The organism is Pseudomonas sp. LAIL14HWK12:I1, from assembly GCF_003202095.1.
Lineage (GTDB): Bacteria > Pseudomonadota > Gammaproteobacteria > Pseudomonadales > Pseudomonadaceae > Aquipseudomonas > Aquipseudomonas monteilii.
In genome coordinates this window covers 179,037-195,479 of the sequence record NZ_QJKG01000003.1, presented here as the reverse complement: position 1 = coordinate 195,479, position 16,443 = coordinate 179,037, and the positions used below count along the sequence as shown (strand labels likewise).

General features: G+C 61.0%; 14 protein-coding genes and 1 pseudogene. 13 read left to right on the top strand and 2 right to left on the bottom strand.

Annotated elements, in window-relative coordinates; translation table 11 throughout:
- Positions 1 to 180 precede the first annotated feature (180 nt).
- From tssB to D906_RS10185, 11 genes and pseudogenes are all read left to right on the top strand, one after another.
- Complete coding sequence (gene tssB / locus D906_RS10235; RefSeq protein ID WP_025753232.1) at positions 181 to 684, top strand: type VI secretion system contractile sheath small subunit; 504 nt, start codon at positions 181 to 183, stop codon at positions 682 to 684.
- A gap of 17 nt (positions 685 to 701) precedes the next feature.
- A complete protein-coding gene (tssC, locus tag D906_RS10230; protein ID WP_027615145.1) occupies positions 702 to 2,192 on the top strand; it encodes a type VI secretion system contractile sheath large subunit in 1,491 nt (496 codons plus the stop codon).
- Entirely contained in the window at positions 2,189 to 2,599 is a 411-nt protein-coding gene (tssE, locus tag D906_RS10225; protein WP_019097030.1) for a type VI secretion system baseplate subunit TssE, read from the top strand. Before tssC ends, tssE begins: the two co-directional genes overlap by 4 nt.
- Before the next feature lie 3 nt (positions 2,600 to 2,602).
- Positions 2,603 to 4,369 carry a type VI secretion system baseplate subunit TssF gene (gene tssF / locus D906_RS10220; RefSeq protein WP_025753236.1) on the top strand — a complete coding sequence of 589 codons (1,767 nt, stop codon included), beginning with the start codon at positions 2,603 to 2,605 and terminating at the stop codon, positions 4,367 to 4,369.
- Positions 4,333 to 5,349 (top strand): type VI secretion system baseplate subunit TssG, encoded by a 1,017-nt coding sequence (gene tssG, locus D906_RS10215; RefSeq protein ID WP_019097028.1) that lies wholly within the window; start codon positions 4,333 to 4,335, stop codon positions 5,347 to 5,349. The genes tssF and tssG overlap by 37 nt, the downstream gene beginning before the upstream one ends.
- The gene (locus tag D906_RS10210; protein WP_019097027.1) at positions 5,346 to 5,915 is read left to right on the top strand and encodes an FHA domain-containing protein; all 570 of its coding nucleotides are present in this window, start codon (positions 5,346 to 5,348) and stop codon (positions 5,913 to 5,915) included. The genes tssG and D906_RS10210 overlap by 4 nt, the downstream gene beginning before the upstream one ends.
- The gene (gene tssJ, locus D906_RS10205) at positions 5,912 to 6,712 is read left to right on the top strand and encodes a type VI secretion system lipoprotein TssJ (protein ID WP_027609049.1); all 801 of its coding nucleotides are present in this window, start codon (positions 5,912 to 5,914) and stop codon (positions 6,710 to 6,712) included. Before D906_RS10210 ends, tssJ begins: the two co-directional genes overlap by 4 nt.
- Positions 6,713 to 6,768: 56 nt before the next feature.
- Complete coding sequence (gene tssK, locus D906_RS10200; protein ID WP_027615144.1) at positions 6,769 to 8,106, top strand: type VI secretion system baseplate subunit TssK; 1,338 nt, start codon at positions 6,769 to 6,771, stop codon at positions 8,104 to 8,106.
- Between the two features lies 1 nt (position 8,107).
- Complete coding sequence (gene icmH, locus D906_RS10195; protein WP_027615143.1) at positions 8,108 to 8,971, top strand: type IVB secretion system protein IcmH/DotU; 864 nt, start codon at positions 8,108 to 8,110, stop codon at positions 8,969 to 8,971.
- A gap of 132 nt (positions 8,972 to 9,103) precedes the next feature.
- Complete coding sequence (locus tag D906_RS10190) at positions 9,104 to 9,628, top strand: Hcp family type VI secretion system effector (RefSeq protein WP_019098308.1); 525 nt, start codon at positions 9,104 to 9,106, stop codon at positions 9,626 to 9,628.
- Between the two features lie 74 nt (positions 9,629 to 9,702).
- Positions 9,703 to 9,963: pseudogene (locus D906_RS10185) on the top strand (contractile injection system protein, VgrG/Pvc8 family); the annotation flags it as partial.
- Between the two features lie 268 nt (positions 9,964 to 10,231).
- Here the strand turns inward: D906_RS10185 and D906_RS10180 are convergent.
- Positions 10,232 to 11,047, bottom strand: coding sequence for a class I SAM-dependent methyltransferase (locus tag D906_RS10180; RefSeq protein ID WP_019098310.1), 816 nt, complete (start codon positions 11,045 to 11,047; stop codon positions 10,232 to 10,234).
- Between the two features lie 250 nt (positions 11,048 to 11,297).
- Positions 11,298 to 13,484, bottom strand: coding sequence for an OsmC domain/YcaO domain-containing protein (locus D906_RS10175; RefSeq protein WP_097156167.1), 2,187 nt, complete (start codon positions 13,482 to 13,484; stop codon positions 11,298 to 11,300).
- A gap of 245 nt (positions 13,485 to 13,729) precedes the next feature.
- On the opposite strand from D906_RS10175, the gene D906_RS10170 reads away from it, so the two are divergent.
- Together D906_RS10170 and D906_RS10165 are read left to right on the top strand one after the other, a co-directional pair.
- Positions 13,730 to 14,185 (top strand): (2Fe-2S)-binding protein, encoded by a 456-nt coding sequence (locus tag D906_RS10170; protein WP_016715736.1) that lies wholly within the window; start codon positions 13,730 to 13,732, stop codon positions 14,183 to 14,185.
- Complete coding sequence (locus D906_RS10165) at positions 14,185 to 16,434, top strand: xanthine dehydrogenase family protein molybdopterin-binding subunit (protein WP_027615141.1); 2,250 nt, start codon at positions 14,185 to 14,187, stop codon at positions 16,432 to 16,434. The genes D906_RS10170 and D906_RS10165 overlap by 1 nt, the downstream gene beginning before the upstream one ends.
- Positions 16,435 to 16,443: the final 9 nt, after the last annotated feature.

Genomic DNA, 16,443 nt, shown 5'->3' with positions numbered 1-16,443 from the left:
AAATATTTACTTACATCTTCACGCTCGACCAAAGAGCACTTCACCCTGCATGGTTTTATAGGAACAAGGCAACTCACCCCGCCAGATAAACATATGTAAGAAACTTCTTACAAGAGAAACAGCACATTAAACATGCCCCATAATTAAACATCCTACAAACCAACAGGGAGTTACGTACCAATGTCTAGGAATACGGGTTCTGTCGCGCCTAAAGAACGCGTCAATATCAAATACGTCCCCGCTACGAGCGATGAGCAGGCTGAGGTGGAGCTGCCCCACAAAATGCTGGTACTGGGCGACTTCGGCCTGGACGAAGACCGCGCGCTCGAGGACCGCCAGGTGATGCGAGTCGACAAACACACGTTCAACAGCGTGTTGAACGACGCCAACGTGAGCCTGGCGGTATCTGTGCCTTCCGTGCTCAGTGCAGCCCCGGATGCCGAGCTGGCGGTCCATCTGCAGTTCAGGTCCATCAACGATTTCGGGCCGGACCGTATCGCGCGGCAGGTACCCGAGCTGAACAAGCTGCTGGAACTGCGCGAGGCGCTGGTCGCCCTGAAAGGCCCGCTTGGCAACGTCCCGGCCTTCCGCAAGCAATTGCAACACCTGCTGAACAACGAGCAAGCCCGTAAACAGCTCGCACAAGAACTGGACCTGGTACCTGAAGCGCCAGAAAAAGACTGAGACAATGGAGCGTCCCCATGCCTAATCCAAACACCACCACCCTCACCACAGACGCAACCATCGATACATTGGGCAATGGCACCTTGCTCGACCAGATCATGGCAGAAACCAAACTGGTACCTACTCAGGAGGGCTATCAGGTTGCCAGGCAGGGCGTATCTGCCTTCATCGCCGAAATCCTCAAGAGCAATGACCCGGATCAATTGATCAACAAGCACCGGGTCGACCAGATGATTGCTGAGGTTGACCGGGTTCTCGGCAAACAGATGGATGCCATTTTGCATCAACCCGAGTTTCAGCGGCTTGAATCCTCATGGCGGAGCCTGAAACTTCTGGTCGACCGCACGAACTTCAGGGAGAACATCAAGCTCGAAATTTTGCACATCAGCAAAGAGGACTTGCTCGACGACTTCGAAAATGCCGCAGACATTACCTGCAGCGGCCTCTACAAACATGTTTACACCGCCGGGTACGGCCAGTTCGGGGGAGAGCCGGTTGCGGCCATGGTAGGCAACTACAACTTTGGCCCTGCCTCCGCGGACATCAAACTGTTGAGTTACATGGCCTCCGTAGGTGCCATGTCCCACGCGCCCTTCCTGGCCGCACCTTCCCCCGAGTTCTTCAACTTGAGCAGCTTTGAAGAGTTGCCCAACCTCAAGGAAATAAAAGACCTCTTCGCCGGCCCACGTCATGCCAAGTGGCGCGCTTTTCGCGAAAGCGAAGACGCACGTCATGTCGCGCTGACCGGACCACGCTTCATGCTGCGCTCCGCCTACCATCCGCAAGAAAAGCCAATCGAGAGCTTCAACTACAACGAAGACATCGCCGGGCGGCATGACCACTACCTGTGGGGCAATTCCGCCTTCCTGCTGGCCAGTTGCATCAACGACAGCTTCGCCCGCTACCGCTGGTGCCCGAACATCATCGGCCCGCAATCGGGTGGTGCGGTCGAAGACTTGCCAGTCCACCTGTACGAGTCACTGGGGCAATTGCAGGCCAAGATTCCTACCGAAGTGCTGATTTCCGATCGCAAGGAGTTCGAGCTCGCCGAAGAGGGCTTCATCGCCCTGACCATGCGCAAAGACAGCGACAATGCAGCGTTCTTCTCAGCCAACTCGGTGCAAAAACCCAAGAACTTCCCGAAAACCCCCGAGGGGCTGCAGGCACAGACCAACTACAAGCTGGGGACCCAGCTGCCCTATCTGTTCATCGTCAACCGCCTGGCACACTACATCAAAGTGCTGCAGCGCGAACAGATCGGCAGCTGGAAGGAACGCCGAGACCTTGAGTCCGAGCTGAACAAGTGGATCAAGCAGTATGTCGCCGACCAGGAAACCCCCTCTGCCGACGTTCGCAGCCGCCGGCCGCTACGTGCCGCCCGTATTGAAGTCTCGGATGTTGCCGGTGACCCAGGCTGGTATCAGGTTTCGATCGCCGTGCGTCCGCACTTCAAGTACATGGGCGCGAACTTCGAGATCTCTCTGGTCGGGCGGCTCGATACGCAATGAGTGGTTTTTTTGAACGCTTGACGGTGGATCAGAGTACCCGTCCGCAGGCCACTCGACAGGAAAGCGCTGCGCACACGTTCGCCACCATCAAACGCCACCTCGAAACGCTGCTCAACGCCCGCCAGGGGTGCTCTCAGAGCAGTCCTGAGCTGGGCTTGCGTGACTTCAACTGGCATGACGTGAACCGCGGCGACTTGCTCGTACACGTGAGCGCGGATATTCGCCGCACCCTCCAGCGCTTCGAACCACGTATCCAGATACGCACGCTCAAGGTAGTGCCCGATAGCCATGCCCCGCTGGAGCTGCATTTCAGGCTCGATTGCCAGGTGCAGGTCAACAACCACGCAGAGCAGCTGCAACTCGAGCTGCTGGTCAACGGGCACAACCGCTACACCCGAGTGAGGTGACCGATGTCACTGAAAGACCGCTTCAGCGAAGAGCTGCGTTACCTGCACGAACTGGGGAACGACTTCGCCAAGGACAACCCACAACTTGCAAGGCTGCTTGGCACAGGTGCCAGTGACCCCGATGTCGAACGCCTGATGGAAGCCTTTGCATTCCTGACCGCCAAACTGCGGCTCAAACTGGAAGACGACCTGCCGGAGCTGACTCACCCCATGCTGCAGTTGCTGTGGCCCAATTACCTGCGGCCCTTGCCCAGCGCGACGATCATCCAGTTCACCCCGGTCAAGCAGTCCCTCAGTCAGTCACAGCACATTCCGAAGGGGTCGAGGTTGTGCTCGGAACCCGTGGACGGCGTAGCCTGCGAGTTCCGCACGTGCACTGCGGTGAACATTCATCCGTTCAAGATCGACACGGTGAGTGCAACCCAGACACTCGATAACGCGGTGATCCGCATCGGACTGCAGGCACTGGTCGACCGGCCACTGAACAGCCTGGGCTGCTCCAGTCTCGACTTCTACCTCAGCGGTGATATTCGCACCGCCCGCACGTTGTACCTGTGGGTTTCCCAATACCTCAAGCACATCAACGTGATCGTCAAGGGTGAAGTTCGTCGGCTGCCGGCCGGCAGCATCTCCTTCCCGGGCTTTAGCCCCGACGACGCCTTGCTGCCCTACCCGCAGAACGTCTTTGATGGCTACAGGATCCTGCAGGAGTACTTTGTCTTCCCCCAGCGCTTCCACTTTTTCAGCGTTACCGGGCTGGATAAAGCCTGGCCAGCGCATGACAGCCTGGCGGTAAGCCTCGAGTTTCACTTCACGCGCCAGTTACCCGACACACTGCGTGTCAGCAACGCAGATTTCAGTTTGTTCTGCGCACCTGCAGTCAACTTGTTTCAGCACAGTGCCGAGCCCATCGACCTGTCCAGCGAGGACGCCTTGGCCCCACTGAAACCCAAGGGAGCCGAGCCGCACGGTTACGAAATTTTCAGTGTCGACCAGGTCATCAGCACGCGAACGACGGCCGACGGGAGTGTCGGTGAGCACCTGCGAACGTTCCGTCCCTTCGAGTCGTTCGCCCATGAGATCGAGCACGTTCAAGGACGCACTGCGCTGTACTACCGCTACCAGGTGGAGGCGTGCCTGCGCGGCGATGGCGTCACGCACCGCATCGCCTTCGTTCGTGCCGATGCCAACAGCTATATCGGCGAGCTGGAAACTGCGTCCATCGACCTGACGTGCACCAACCGAGACCTGCCGCTGGCGTTGGGCATTGGTGACATCAACGCGCGTACCGAATTTACGCCGCCACTGGCCACCTACACCAACATCTGCAAGCCCACCCGCCCTTGTCGCCCGGTGCTGGACGGCCAGTTGCAATGGGCATTGATTTCCAACATGTCGCTCAACTACCTGTCCCTGCTCTCGGTCGAGCCGCTCAAAGCGGTGATCCGCGCCTACGACTTCGTCGCCCTGCACGACATCCAGCAGGCGCGGACCACCCAGAAGCGCCTGGACGGCATGCGCGACATCCATACAAAGCCCATGGACTGGCTTATCAAGGGGCAACCCATTCGCGGCTTGCACACCCGGCTGAAGCTGGACCAGGCCGCCTTCCTCTGCGAAGGCGACCTGTACCTGTTCAGTTGCGTGCTTGCCCACTTCTTTGCCTTGTACGCCAGCATCAATTCCTTCCATCAGCTGGAAGTGATCAACATCACCAACAACGAGCACTACACATGGCCAATACAGACCGGCAAACAACCGCTGATCTAGCCGACAGACTGCTCGCCGAGGCGCACCAGTACAACTTCTTCCAGTTGCTGGAGCGGCTGCATGGGTTGCATGGCGACGATCTGGAACCCCGTTGGCCTGACGAGGCTACCCGCTTGCGCGTGCGCCTGGCCTGTGACCCACGGCTGACCTTCCCCGTATCGGACGTTTACAAAGCCCAACGCATGCCCGACGAAGAGGCGCGCTACCGGGTCGTTGCCACGTTCCTCGGGTTACACGGTACCGATTCACCATTGCCCACCTATTACCTGGAGCAGGTGGCCTATGAACATGCGCAAGGCATCGGTGTACGGCCGGCATTCTTCGACTTTTTCAACCACTACCTGCTCAGCCTGTTGCACCGCAGCTGGCGCAAATACCGGTACTACATCCGCTTCCAGCCGGGTGCCCGTGACGGGTTCTCGCAGTACGTTTTTGCCCTGCTGGGGCTGAACGACAAGCAACTGCGAGGGGATACGGCACTGCCCTGGAGCCGCCTGCTCAGTTTTGCCGGGGTCATCGCCAGCCGCAGCCGTGCGCCAGGCACCGTGGCCGGCATCATTGCGCACTGCTTCGACCTCAAGCATGTGCAGATCCGCGAATTCGAAACCCGCTCGGTACCCACTGCGGCCGGGCAACGCGTAAGCCTGGGGCGCGCCAACGGCCAGCTGGGCAGCACGTTCATGATCGGCAGCCGTACACGCACACGCAGCAGCAAGTTCACCATCGTGATCAGCGAACTCGACCAGGCGCAACTGCGGGACCTGCTACCCAGCGGCATCAACTTCGGCCGTTTGCGTGCATTGATCGACGTTCTGCTGCGTGACGGCCTTGCCTACGACCTGGAGCTGCGCCTGAAGCAGAACGCGCTGTCACCCTTCTGCTTGCACCGCAGCCAGGGCGCCTACCTGGGCTGGACCAGCTTCATCGACGACCGGCATGGCCAGATCAGTCCCGTTGTACGGTTCAGGGGGCGCTCATGAACACATTGACCGTGAGCATCACCAACCTGGACCAACTGCGACATGGCGTTATCGCCAGGCACCGATTCGATTGCAAGGGCGGAACCATTGGCAGCGGACAGACAAGCTGGCAGCTCGACGATCCTAATCAGAGCGTTGCGCCCATCCACTGCGAGATCCGCTGGATAGAAGGCAGCTTCTGTGTGATCGATCACTGCCAGCGCACCTATCTGAATGGCAGCGCCACCAGCCTGGGTGCATACCCACCCAGACGCCTGCTTGAAGGCGACCAGCTTCGGGTGGGTGCTTATCGGCTACAGGTTCAGTACGCCCAGGACCCCGCCGCCACGCGTTCGCTGGAGGACATGTTCTATCCGGATCAGAGGGTACTCGACCGCCTGATCGCCGAAGAAACAGCAGCCTCTTGGCCGATCGAACCCTCTGCTACGCAACCGGCTGCCGAGATCTGCTCGGCCTTCGAGCCCACCATGGGCAACGATCCCTTGGCAGCGCTGGATGCAGCCGCTGAGTCAGAGGCTTCCCCGTCGAGCCCGCTGCTGCGGCTGATTGCCGGAGACCGCCCATGACCCGCCAACCGTTGCTGGTCGCGGCCCTGCTGGTTGCAATGTTCGGGGGTGCCGGCTGCACCTCGTTAAGCAGGATGGGCCAAGTTGCCATGGACCACACGTTGCCCATCGGGCCGCCGAAGGATCACCCGACCCAAGTTGCGTTCAGCATCAACGCGAGCCCTACCCTCAATGGTAATCCGAACAGCCTTGAGGTAGCGGCCGAAGAACAGCACAGCACCCTGGAGCCCAGCCCCTACGCCGTCACCCTGAGTGCGGGCGACCCTTATGCACTGACGGAAAAGATCGTGACCCTACTGGAGTACCTGCACGAGCAGTTTCCAGCCATGTCCCCCGTCGAGGTGGACGAGGAAGGCAACGATGAACCGGCTCGCTCTCCTCTGGAAGAGAGCACCCCTGGCAGCTACGACGACCCGACCGTAACGTTGACCTTGCCGCACACCACAACCGTGGCCTCGGAACCCGTCGCCACGCCGATTGCCATCAAGATCCTGCAGCTGCGCGACGACTCGCTACTGCGTAACACCGTGTACCAGTTGCTGGACCAGGACCCGGCCAAAGCCCTGCGCAGTACCTACATCCGTGATGACGATTACCTGCTGCGCCCTGGCCAGTTCAAGTACATCCCGTTCGAACCCATCCATGCCGAAACCCGTTTCGTGGCGGTGATTGCCGACTACCGAGGCCTTGAGGACGCCAGCTGGCGGCAAGTGCTGCGCATTCCGCCGCGTGGCCGCCAGATCATGCTGTCGGTGTTGGTCAACGACACGCACATCGTGCTCAAGGAAGAAGATTGATGACACGTCTACTCCCCTTTGCCCTTCCCGCTTACTCACGTTGACACGGAGTGCCCATGAGTTCACGCAATCCCGTTCTTTGGCCCGAAGGCCTGTTCGTAAAACCACAGCATTTCCAGCAAGCAGCCCGGGCGGGTGAAGCAGCTCTCCACCAGCGCCTTGCCAGCCTGAACGCAGCCTACTACGGCTTTAGCGAGCTACAGCTGAACGACGAGTACCTGAGCCTGGGCAAGATCGCCATCACCCGGGCGCGGGGCGTCATGCCGGACGGCACGGTGTTCGACATCCCCGCCGACCTGCCGCCGCCGCCACCGCTGGAAATCGACGACGACGCGTGCAAGGACAGCGAGGTGTATCTGTGCCTGCCGCTGCGCACCGAGGGCGGCTGCGAAGTGAGCTGGCCCGACAATGCCGCCAACTTCCGCTACACCGCCCAGCCACAGGAGATCAAGGACACCCATTCTGCGGACGGTGACCTGGTACAGGTAGACCTTGCCATGCCCAACCTGCAGCTAAAACGCAAGGCTGATGACAGCAGTGCCTACGCACGCCTGGCCATGGCACGCATCCTGGAGCGGCGCCCCGACGGCAGCCTGCAACTGGACGAAACCTTCTACCCCACCAGCGTGTCGGTGCGAGCGGTGCCGGCACTGCAGCGGTTCCTAGACGAAATGACCAACACCCTGCGCGAGCGAGCGCGAGGCCTTGCCAAGCGTATTGGCGCCTCGGGCCAGTCCGGTATCGCCGACATTCGCGACTTCAACCTGCTGCAGGCCATGAACCGCTGGTGGCCGTGCTTTCAGCACCTGGCCCGGCAAGCGCAAACGCATCCCGAGCAGCTTTACCTGTGCATGAGCCAGGCCTGTGGCGAGTTTGTCACGTTCACCGACGAAAACAGGCTCCCGCAAGATTACCCCGCGTACCACCACACGGCGCTGCGTACTTCGTTCAAGCCGCTGGAAGACACCTTGCGCCGCGCCCTGAGCACCGTCCTGCAGCCGCGCGCCGTTTCACTGCCGCTGGTGAACGAAGCGTTCGGTGTGATGACGACCAGGCTGGAAGACCGCCGTCTGATCGACGAAGCCGACTTCATCCTTGCCGTGCGCGCCGACCTGCCACCGCAGGTGTTGCGCCAGATGTTCATCCAGAAAGCCAAGATCACCTCACTGGAGTCGCTGTACGACCTGGTGCCGCTGCAACTGCCGGGCATCCCCTTGTTGCCTTTGCCGGTGGCGCCGCGCGACCTGCCTTTTCACGCGGGCTTCAGTTACTTCGAAGTGAACAGGCGCGACCCGGCCTGGGCGTGCATGGCCGAGGCCAATGGCTTTGGTCTCCACATTGCGGGCGAATTCCAGGGCCTCGAACTGCAGTTCTGGGCGATCAGGAGTCAGTGATATGGCAGATGACACGACTACCCGCACCGATGCAACAAACGCTGAAGTCAGTCAGCTGACTACAACCCTTAAACCGTCAGCACCCGACGACCAGGCCGCGCCGGCCAACGCACAAGCCTCTGCGCAAAAGCCTGAGCCTGTTTACGAAGGCTATCCCGCCGACCCGCAGTTTCAGCTGCGGGGCGGGTTCGCCAACCTGATGCTGGATGCCGCATCACCGCTGTTTGGCTTGGTCATACGCCTGCGTACGCTGGACGAATTGCCAAATATCAAAGATGTGCACCAGCAAGTGCGCAACCAGATCGACAACATTCAGGAAGAAATGCGCCAGCACGGATACGAGCCTGCTCAGCTGCTGGCGTATACCTACGGCCTGTGCCTGTTCATCGACGAAGCCGTCATGGAGCGGCCCTGGGGCAAAAGCAGCTGCTGGAGCCAGGAACCCTTGCTGAGCATCTTCCACGACGAGACCTGGGGCGGAGAAAAGATCTTCACCGTGATCTCGCGCCTGATGCAGGAGCCCAAGCGTTATCAGGACGTGCTGGAGTTCATGTACTTCGCCCTTTGCCTTGGGCTGAGGGGCAAGTATGCGCTGGCGCCGAAAGGTGAAGAAACCATCACTGCACTGATTCACCAACTGCACGGGATCATCCGCGAACTGCGTGGCCCCACCCCTGAAGAAGTCTGCGACCCCTACACCAATGTGGCCCCACGGAACTTCCGCATGAACCGGCAATGGCCCTGGTGGAGCCCTTTGGTGATTTCCGCCATCGCCATGGCGGTGGCCTACGGCATCTACAGCTACCGGCTGCACCTGATTACCACCGAAGTACTGGAGTCGCTCAACGCCATCCTGCAGCAGTAGGCGAAGGCTACATGCACCCACCGAATTCACCCCATTAGCGAGGCATCTGCCTCATTGAAAAGCCCATCGTTTTCGATGGCCACGCCACCTGTGGTGTGCGTGCTAATCCACATGGACGCAGGAGAAACTGCCATGCCAACACCCGCTTACATCAAGATCGAAGGCAAGACACAAGGCAACATCACCGCAGGTGCATTCACTGCCGACTCCGTCGGCAACATTTTCGTAGAAGGCCACGAAGACCAGATTCTGGTGCAGGAAGTCAAACACCGCATCACCGTGCCCACGGACCCTCAAAGTGGTCAGCCAGCAGGCCAGCGGGTACATGGGCCGCTGATTATCACCTGCGCCCTGAACAAGGCAGTTCCGCTGCTGTACAGCGCGCTGTCCAGCGGTGAAATGCTGCCCAACGTCGAGCTCAGTTGGTACCGGACCTCGGTCGAAGGCACACAGGAACGGTTCTTCACGACCAAACTGATCGACGCGGTAATCATCGACATCGACCTTGAAATGCCACACGTGCAGGACAAGGGCAACAGCGACTTCACCCAGTTCTTCAAAGTTTCGATGGCTTACCGCGGCATCGAGTGGGAGCACCTCACTGCAAGCACCGCAGGCGCGGATGACTGGCGCAAGCCCAAAGAGACAGCCGTGTGATCTGACAGTACGGCAACCGGGCAGGCCAGCCTGCCCGGACTTCTGAAACCTCAGACGGCCGACAAGGACTGCTTATGCCCAGCCAATCTGACTTGCGATAAAGCTTCCAGCCACTCGTTTGCAACGCTGAGTTCGAAGTGGTGTCATTCAAGCTCGAAGAAGCGCTCAGCCAACCGTTTACATTGACCCTGGAGCTGATCAGCTTCGAACACGGCATCGACTTCGGCCACCTGCTCGACAAACCCGTGCTGTTCACCATCTGGCAGGGTGAACGCCCCGTACGGTACGTACACGGCCTGGTCAGCAGCTTCAGCCAGGGCGAGCCCCGACATCACCTTGGACTATGAGAAGAAACTCCCTGCTTTCGCCTCGCTACAAACTGAAGTCTACGCTTGGCACAACGAGCATTACGGACCAAAGTTACTATCTGCAGAGCAGGCCTTGTCACTTGGTATAACTGACGTTGACACGAAATGGCATCTGCGCCACTTCATGGCCCATGGCCCCGAAACCTTACCGTCGCCATCTGTTGGTACCTCATCTGCAAGCTCTTCAATGTCCGCGCGGCACCCCCACCCGCCGAGGCTTTTGAAGGTGTGTTGGCTACCGCCCGCGAATGATCACCACCTCAAGGTATTCGCTGGGCACCACCAACGATGCAGGCCCTCCCACATTGCAGTCATCCAGCAACTGAGCAAGGTCTCGCTCCAAAGCACTGGCCTTCTCCGCATCCAGCGAAGCAAACGCCTTGTGCACCGGCCCGTACCAGGTACGAAAAACCTCGATGAAATGCGCCGCCGAGCGGTAGCGGAAGTTGAAGTGCTGGCGACTGACATTCAGCTCACCCAGCACCCCTTCGAACATCACGCGCAACTGTTCCTCGTCACCCCACCGCGAGGGCGGCAAGGCCCCGGCGGGGGGCGGCACATGCCGCCCGAGGGTCTTGAACATCTGCCCGACAAAACCTTGCGGGGTCCAGTTGGCCAAGCCTATACGACCACCGGGCCGGCATACCCGCCCCAGCTCACGTGCGGCCTGGGCCTGATCAGGGGCAAACATCACACCGAACGTGGAAAGCACCGCATCGAAGGTGCCATCGGCAAACGGCAACGCTTCAGCATCGGCAGCCTGAAACAGCACATTCAGGTGTTCGGCCCGTGCCCGCTCTTCGCCACGCTTTAGCAGTTCGGGGACATAGTCGGTGGAGGTGACGCGGCAACCGCGTCGGGCAGCCGCCAGTGTGGCGTTGCCATTACCGGCCGCAACATCCAGCACCTGCTCATCCCAGCGCAGGTCACAGGCTTCTGCCAGGCGCTCGCCAACCAGTTGCAGGGTGGTGCCGATTACCGCGTAGTCACCGCTGGCCCAGGCGGCTTGCTGACGGGCTTTGAGGGCATTGGTATCCAAAGGGGTGGTCATGGTCTGCGCCTTTTTGCTGTGCGCGGCCGAGGTCCTTCTGGCGGTTAACGCGCCATGGATTTGGGGAGCAAAATGTTACGCGCCTCTCAGGCCAAGCGGAAAGGCGAATTGGGGATAGGACCGTGATCAAAGCGATATATGGCACCGGCTGCGCCGGTGTTCGCGGCGGTTCGACAAGCCCGCTCCCACAGTAAACGCGCAGGCGTCAGGATATCGGGCAGGGCTGCGAGCCCTGCAACCGATTGTGCACTCAGGCGAACTTGGCCCGGGCTGCGTGCAGTTTCTTGTAGCTTTCGATCAAGCGCAGGTGGCGATCAAGGCCTTCGAGCTTCATGCTGGTCGGGGTCAGGCCATGGAAGCGCACGCTACCATCCAACGAGCCCAGCACAGCATCCATGCGTGCGTTGCCGAACATGCGGCGGAAGTTGGCTTCGTAGTCGTCCATCTCCAGCTCGTCATCCAGTTGCACTTCCAGCACCACGTTCAGGGCCTGGTAGAACAGCCCGCGCTCAACAGTGTTGTCGTTGAACTGCAGGAACGCCTCGACCAGTCCCTTGGCCTCCTCGAAGCGCTGCACTGCCAGGCAGATCAGCAGCTTCAGTTCCAGAATGGTCAGCTGGCCCCACACCGTGTTTTCGTCGAACTCCACGCCAATCAGTGTGGTGATGGTGGTGTAGTCATCCACATCGCAGTTATCCAGGCGCTTGAGCAGCAGCTTCAGGGCGCGGCTTTCAAGGCTGTGCAGGTTGAGGATGTCGGCGCGGAACGACAAGGCGCGGTTGGTGTTGTCCCAGATCAGGTCCTCGACGGGGTAGATTTCCGAGTAGCCCGGCACCAGGATGCGGCAGGCGGTGGCGCCCAGGTTGTCGTACACCGCCATGTACACTTCCTTGCCCAAGTCTTCGAGGATGCCGAACAGGGTTGCGGCCTCTTGAATATTGGAATCCTCGCCGTGGCCGGAGAAGTCCCACTCGACGAACTCGAAGTCCGCCTTGGCACTGAAGAAGCGCCACGACACCACACCGCTGGAGTCGATGAAGTGCTCGACGAAGTTGTTCGGCTCGGTCAGGGCATGGCTTTCGAAGGTCGGCTGCGGCAGGTCGTTCAGCCCTTCGAAGCTGCGGCCCTGCAGCAGTTCGGTAAGGCTGCGCTCCAGTGCCACTTCCAGGCTTGGGTGGGCGCCGAACGAGGCGAACACGCCGCCGGTGCGCGGGTTCATCAGGGTGACGCACATGACCGGGAATTCGCCACCCAGCGAAGCATCCTTGACCAGCACCGGGAAGCCCTGTTCTTCCAGGCCCTGAATGCCGGCAACAATGGCCGGGTACTTGGCCAGTACGTCCTGCGGCACATCCGGCAGGCACAGCTCGCCTTCGAGGATTTCGCGCTTGACCGCGCGCTCGAAGATTTCCGACAGGCACTGCACCTGCGCTTCAGCGAGGGTGTTGCCAGCGCTCATGCCGTTGCTGAGGAACAGGTTTTCGATCAGGTTGGACGGGAAGTACACCACCTGCTTGTCCGATTGGCGCACGAACGGCAGCGAGCAGATGCCGCGCGCCGTGTTGCCCGAGTTGGTGTCGTACAAATGCGAACCGCGTAGCTCACCGTCGGGGTTGTAGATTGCCAGGCAGTGCTCGTCGAGGATCTCGGCGGGCAGCGCATCGCGTGGGCCAGGCTTGAACCACTGCTCGTTCGGGTAATGCACGAACGGCGCGTTGGCCAGGTCCTCGCCCCAGAACTGGTCGTTATAGAAGAAGTTGCAGTTCAGGCGCTCGATGAATTCACCCAGCGCCGATGCCAGCGCGGCTTCCTTGGTGGCACCCTTGCCATTGGTGAAGCACATCGGCGACTGCGCATCACGCACATGCAACGACCACACGTTGGGCACGATATTGCGCCACGAAGCGATCTCGATCTTCATCCCCAACCCGGCCAGGATGCCCGACATGTTGGCGATGGTCTGCTCCAGCGGCAGGTCCTTGCCAGGGATGTAGGTGGTACTGTCCGACACCGGCATCAGCAGGCCCTGGGCATCGGCGTCGAGGTTGTCGACCACTTCGATCACGAACTCGGGGCCGGTCTGTACCACCTTCTTGACGGTGCAGCGGTCGATCGAGCGCAGGATGCCCTGGCGGTCCTTCTCGGAAATGTCTTCGGGCAGCTCGACCTGGATCTTGAAGATCTGGTTGTAGCGGTTTTCCGGGTCGACGATGTTGTTTTGCGACAGGCGAATGTTCTCGGTGGGGATGTCGCGGGTCTGGCAGTACAGCTTGACGAAGTAAGCCGCGCACAAGGCCGAAGACGCCAGGAAGTAATCGAACGGGCCTGGGGCCGAACCATCACCCTTGTAGCGGATCGGTTGGTCGGCGATCACCGTGAAGTCGTCGAACTTGGCTTCGAGACGGAGATTGTCGAGAAAATTGACCTTGATTTCCATGCGGGTTTACCGTGATTTAAGCGTGCAAAACGAAAGTGGCCGGCATTATCCGGGTTTTCAGCCTGGAAGTCCTGTTTACCTCGTCGCTTGCGCATTCCACCGGATTGCTTGCCTGATCCTCTGAACCTGCCCCCGCCACCAGACCAGCGGTCATCCCCCTGTGCTAGCGTTTCTTCTCTGGGGAACAACGTATTCCCCGCCCAGAAAAAACACAGCGATAGCAACCGATGATTGGCAGGTGAACCATGGAACTACGCATCAACCAGAAGACCTACCAGGTCGAGGTGGACGCCGACACGCCCCTGCTGTGGGTGATCCGCGACGACCTGGGGCTGACCGGCACCAAGTATGGCTGTGGCCTGGCCCAGTGCGGCGCCTGTTCGGTGCTGGTGGACGGCAACGTGGTGCGCGCCTGTGTCACCCCGGTGGCCGGTGTGGTCGGGCGCGAGGTGACCACCATCGAGGCAATCGAAGCCGATGCCGTCGGCAAACGGGTGGTCGCGGCCTGGGTCGAGCACCAGGTGGCCCAGTGCGGCTACTGCCAGTCCGGCCAGGTGATGGCGGCCACGGCGCTGCTCAAGCACACCCCTAAGCCCAGTGACGCGCAGATCGACGCGGCCATGGTCAACCTGTGCCGCTGCGGCACTTACAACGCCATCCATACTGCCGTGAATGCACTGGCCCAAGGGGAGCAGGCCTGATGAACACGCCCGTCGATACACCGGCCGAACTGCTCAAGCTGCAAATGGGCGAAACCGTCAACCTGTCGCGTCGGCGCTTTCTTGCCGGCACGGCCGTCGGTGCCCTGGTGCTGGGCTTCGGCCTGCCAATGGGGCCAGCACGCGTGCAGGCGGCGATTGCAGCCGCCCCGCAACGCGGCACCCAAGTGCCCGCGTTTCTGGAAATTCGCCCGGATGGCACGGTGCGCCTGCTCAGCCCCTTCATGGAGGGCGGGCAAGGGCCCTTCACCGCCATGGCGCAGATCGTAGGTGAAGAGCTGGATGTCGACCCTGCCCATTTCGTGGTCGACGCCGCTCCACCGGGCGAAGCCTATGTCGTCATGGAAAACGGTATGCGCATCACTGGCGGCAGCATGTCGGTGCGCATGAGCTACCCGACCATGCGCCGCCTGGGTGCCCTCGCCCGGGCCATGCTGCTGCAGGCGGGCGCCGAACAGCTCGGCGTGCCGGTCGAGGAGCTCTCTACCACACCGGGTAACGTAGTACATACCATGAGCGGGCGCTCAGTACCTTATGGCGAACTTGCCGGCCGCGCCATGGACCTGCCAGTACCCGCCCCGGACAGCGTCAAATTGCGCGACCCCAGCCAGTTTCGCTGGATCGGCAAGCCAGTGCGTCGCCTGGATGCCTACGACAAGTCCACCGGCAAGGCGCAGTACTGCATCGACATCAAGGTCGACGGCATGCTCCACGCCGCCGTGCAGCACGCGCCACGCTTGGGCATGACCGTGGGCAGCCTGCGCAACGAAGAGCAGGTCAAGGCCATGAAGGGCGTGCATTCCGTGCATCAGTTACCGGGCGCTGTCGCCGTGGTCGCCGAACGCTGGTGGCATGCCAAACGCGCGGTGGAGGCTATCCAGGTGGACTGGCAAGAGGCGACCGCCGACACCAAGGTGCGGGCGATGCCGGCAGACTTCTCCAGCGATGGCTGGCGCGAGCACCTGACCACGGTCGAGGGCCCGGCACGTGATGAAGAGAACGAGGGTGATATCACGGGTGCCTTGAGCAACGCCAAGACCAAGGTAGAGGCCAGCTACCACAACCAGTACCTGAACCATGCCCAGCTGGAACCGCCCTCTGCCCTCGCCCGCTTCAACGCGGACGGCACCCTGGACGTGTGGCTGCCCAACCAGGCACCGGACATGTTCCGCGACGACATTGCCAAACGTACAGGCCTGGAGGCTGCGCAGATCAACCTGCATTCGCCATTGCTGGGCGGCTTCTTTGGCCGCCACTTCCTGTACGACTCGGCCAACCCCTACCCGCAGGCCATCGCACTGGCCAAGGCGGTCGGGCGGCCGGTGAAGCTTATCTGGAGCCGCGAAGAGGAATTCCTGCGTGATGTGCTACGCCCGGTCGCCGGGGTGAAGTTCCGCGCCGGCCTGGATGCCGACGGCATGCCAGTGGCCCTCGAAGCGGTAAGCGCCACCGAAGGCCCGACCGAGGCCCTGGCCGGCAAACAAGGTGAAAAGATCGACCCGACCGCGCTTGAAGGGCTGTCGGGCAAGGCCTACGCCATCGCCAACAAGCGCATCGCGCAGATCTACGTAAAAGGCCCGGCCATGCTCGGCTACTGGCGCTCGGTGGGCAACTCACTGAACGACTTTTTCTACGAGTCGTTCCTCGACGAACTGGCCGACAAAGGCGGTAAGGACCCGTTCGAACTGCGCCTGCACCTGCTGCGCGACAACCCGCGCCTGACCAATCTGCTGAACGCGGTCGCCGACCTGTCCGGTGGCTGGAAGCGCGGCCCGTTCACCGCCGAGGATGGCAGCAAGCGGGCACGCGGCGTGGCCATGGCCTCGCCATTCGGCTCGGAGGCAGCGGTCATCGCCGAGGTGTCGATCGAGAACGGCCAGGTGAAGGTGCACGACATCTGGCAAGCCATCGACCCGGGCAGCATCGTCAACCCGGCGATCATCGAGCATCAGGTGAACGGCGCCGTCGCCTTGGGCCTGTCGCAGACGCTGGTGGAAGAGGCGGTATACGTGGACGGCAAACCACGAGCGCGCAACTATGACCTGTACCCGATCCTGCCGCCTTCACGCATGGCCCGGGTGCATGTGCGCATTGTCGAAAGCGGGGCGAAGATGGGCGGCATTGGCGAGCCTCCGTTGCCGGCCGTAGCCCCGGCGGTGGCCAACGCCGTCGCGCAACTGACTGGCCAGCGCGTGCGCAGCCTGCCGTTGAGCCGCCATACCTTCAGCTGACCGCACAAG

Bases quoted from the DNA above. Each gene is read 5' to 3' on its own strand.
- tssG (WP_019097028.1), top strand. From the start codon at position 4,333: ATGGCCAATACAGACCGGCAAACAACCGCTGATCTAGCCGACAGACTG.
- D906_RS10180 (WP_019098310.1), bottom strand. From the start codon at position 11,047: ATGACCACCCCTTTGGATACCAATGCCCTCAAAGCCCGTCAGCAAGCC.
- D906_RS10165 (WP_027615141.1), top strand. From the start codon at position 14,185: ATGAACACGCCCGTCGATACACCGGCCGAACTGCTCAAGCTGCAAATG.
- tssK (WP_027615144.1), top strand. From the start codon at position 6,769: ATGAGTTCACGCAATCCCGTTCTTTGGCCCGAAGGCCTGTTCGTAAAA.
- tssF (WP_025753236.1), top strand. From the start codon at position 2,603: ATGTCACTGAAAGACCGCTTCAGCGAAGAGCTGCGTTACCTGCACGAA.
- icmH (WP_027615143.1), top strand. From the start codon at position 8,108: ATGGCAGATGACACGACTACCCGCACCGATGCAACAAACGCTGAAGTC.
- D906_RS10170 (WP_016715736.1), top strand. From the start codon at position 13,730: ATGGAACTACGCATCAACCAGAAGACCTACCAGGTCGAGGTGGACGCC.
- tssC (WP_027615145.1), top strand. From the start codon at position 702: ATGCCTAATCCAAACACCACCACCCTCACCACAGACGCAACCATCGAT.
- tssB (WP_025753232.1), top strand. From the start codon at position 181: ATGTCTAGGAATACGGGTTCTGTCGCGCCTAAAGAACGCGTCAATATC.
- tssJ (WP_027609049.1), top strand. From the start codon at position 5,912: ATGACCCGCCAACCGTTGCTGGTCGCGGCCCTGCTGGTTGCAATGTTC.
- D906_RS10190 (WP_019098308.1), top strand. From the start codon at position 9,104: ATGCCAACACCCGCTTACATCAAGATCGAAGGCAAGACACAAGGCAAC.
- D906_RS10210 (WP_019097027.1), top strand. From the start codon at position 5,346: ATGAACACATTGACCGTGAGCATCACCAACCTGGACCAACTGCGACAT.
- D906_RS10175 (WP_097156167.1), bottom strand. From the start codon at position 13,484: ATGGAAATCAAGGTCAATTTTCTCGACAATCTCCGTCTCGAAGCCAAG.
- tssE (WP_019097030.1), top strand. From the start codon at position 2,189: ATGAGTGGTTTTTTTGAACGCTTGACGGTGGATCAGAGTACCCGTCCG.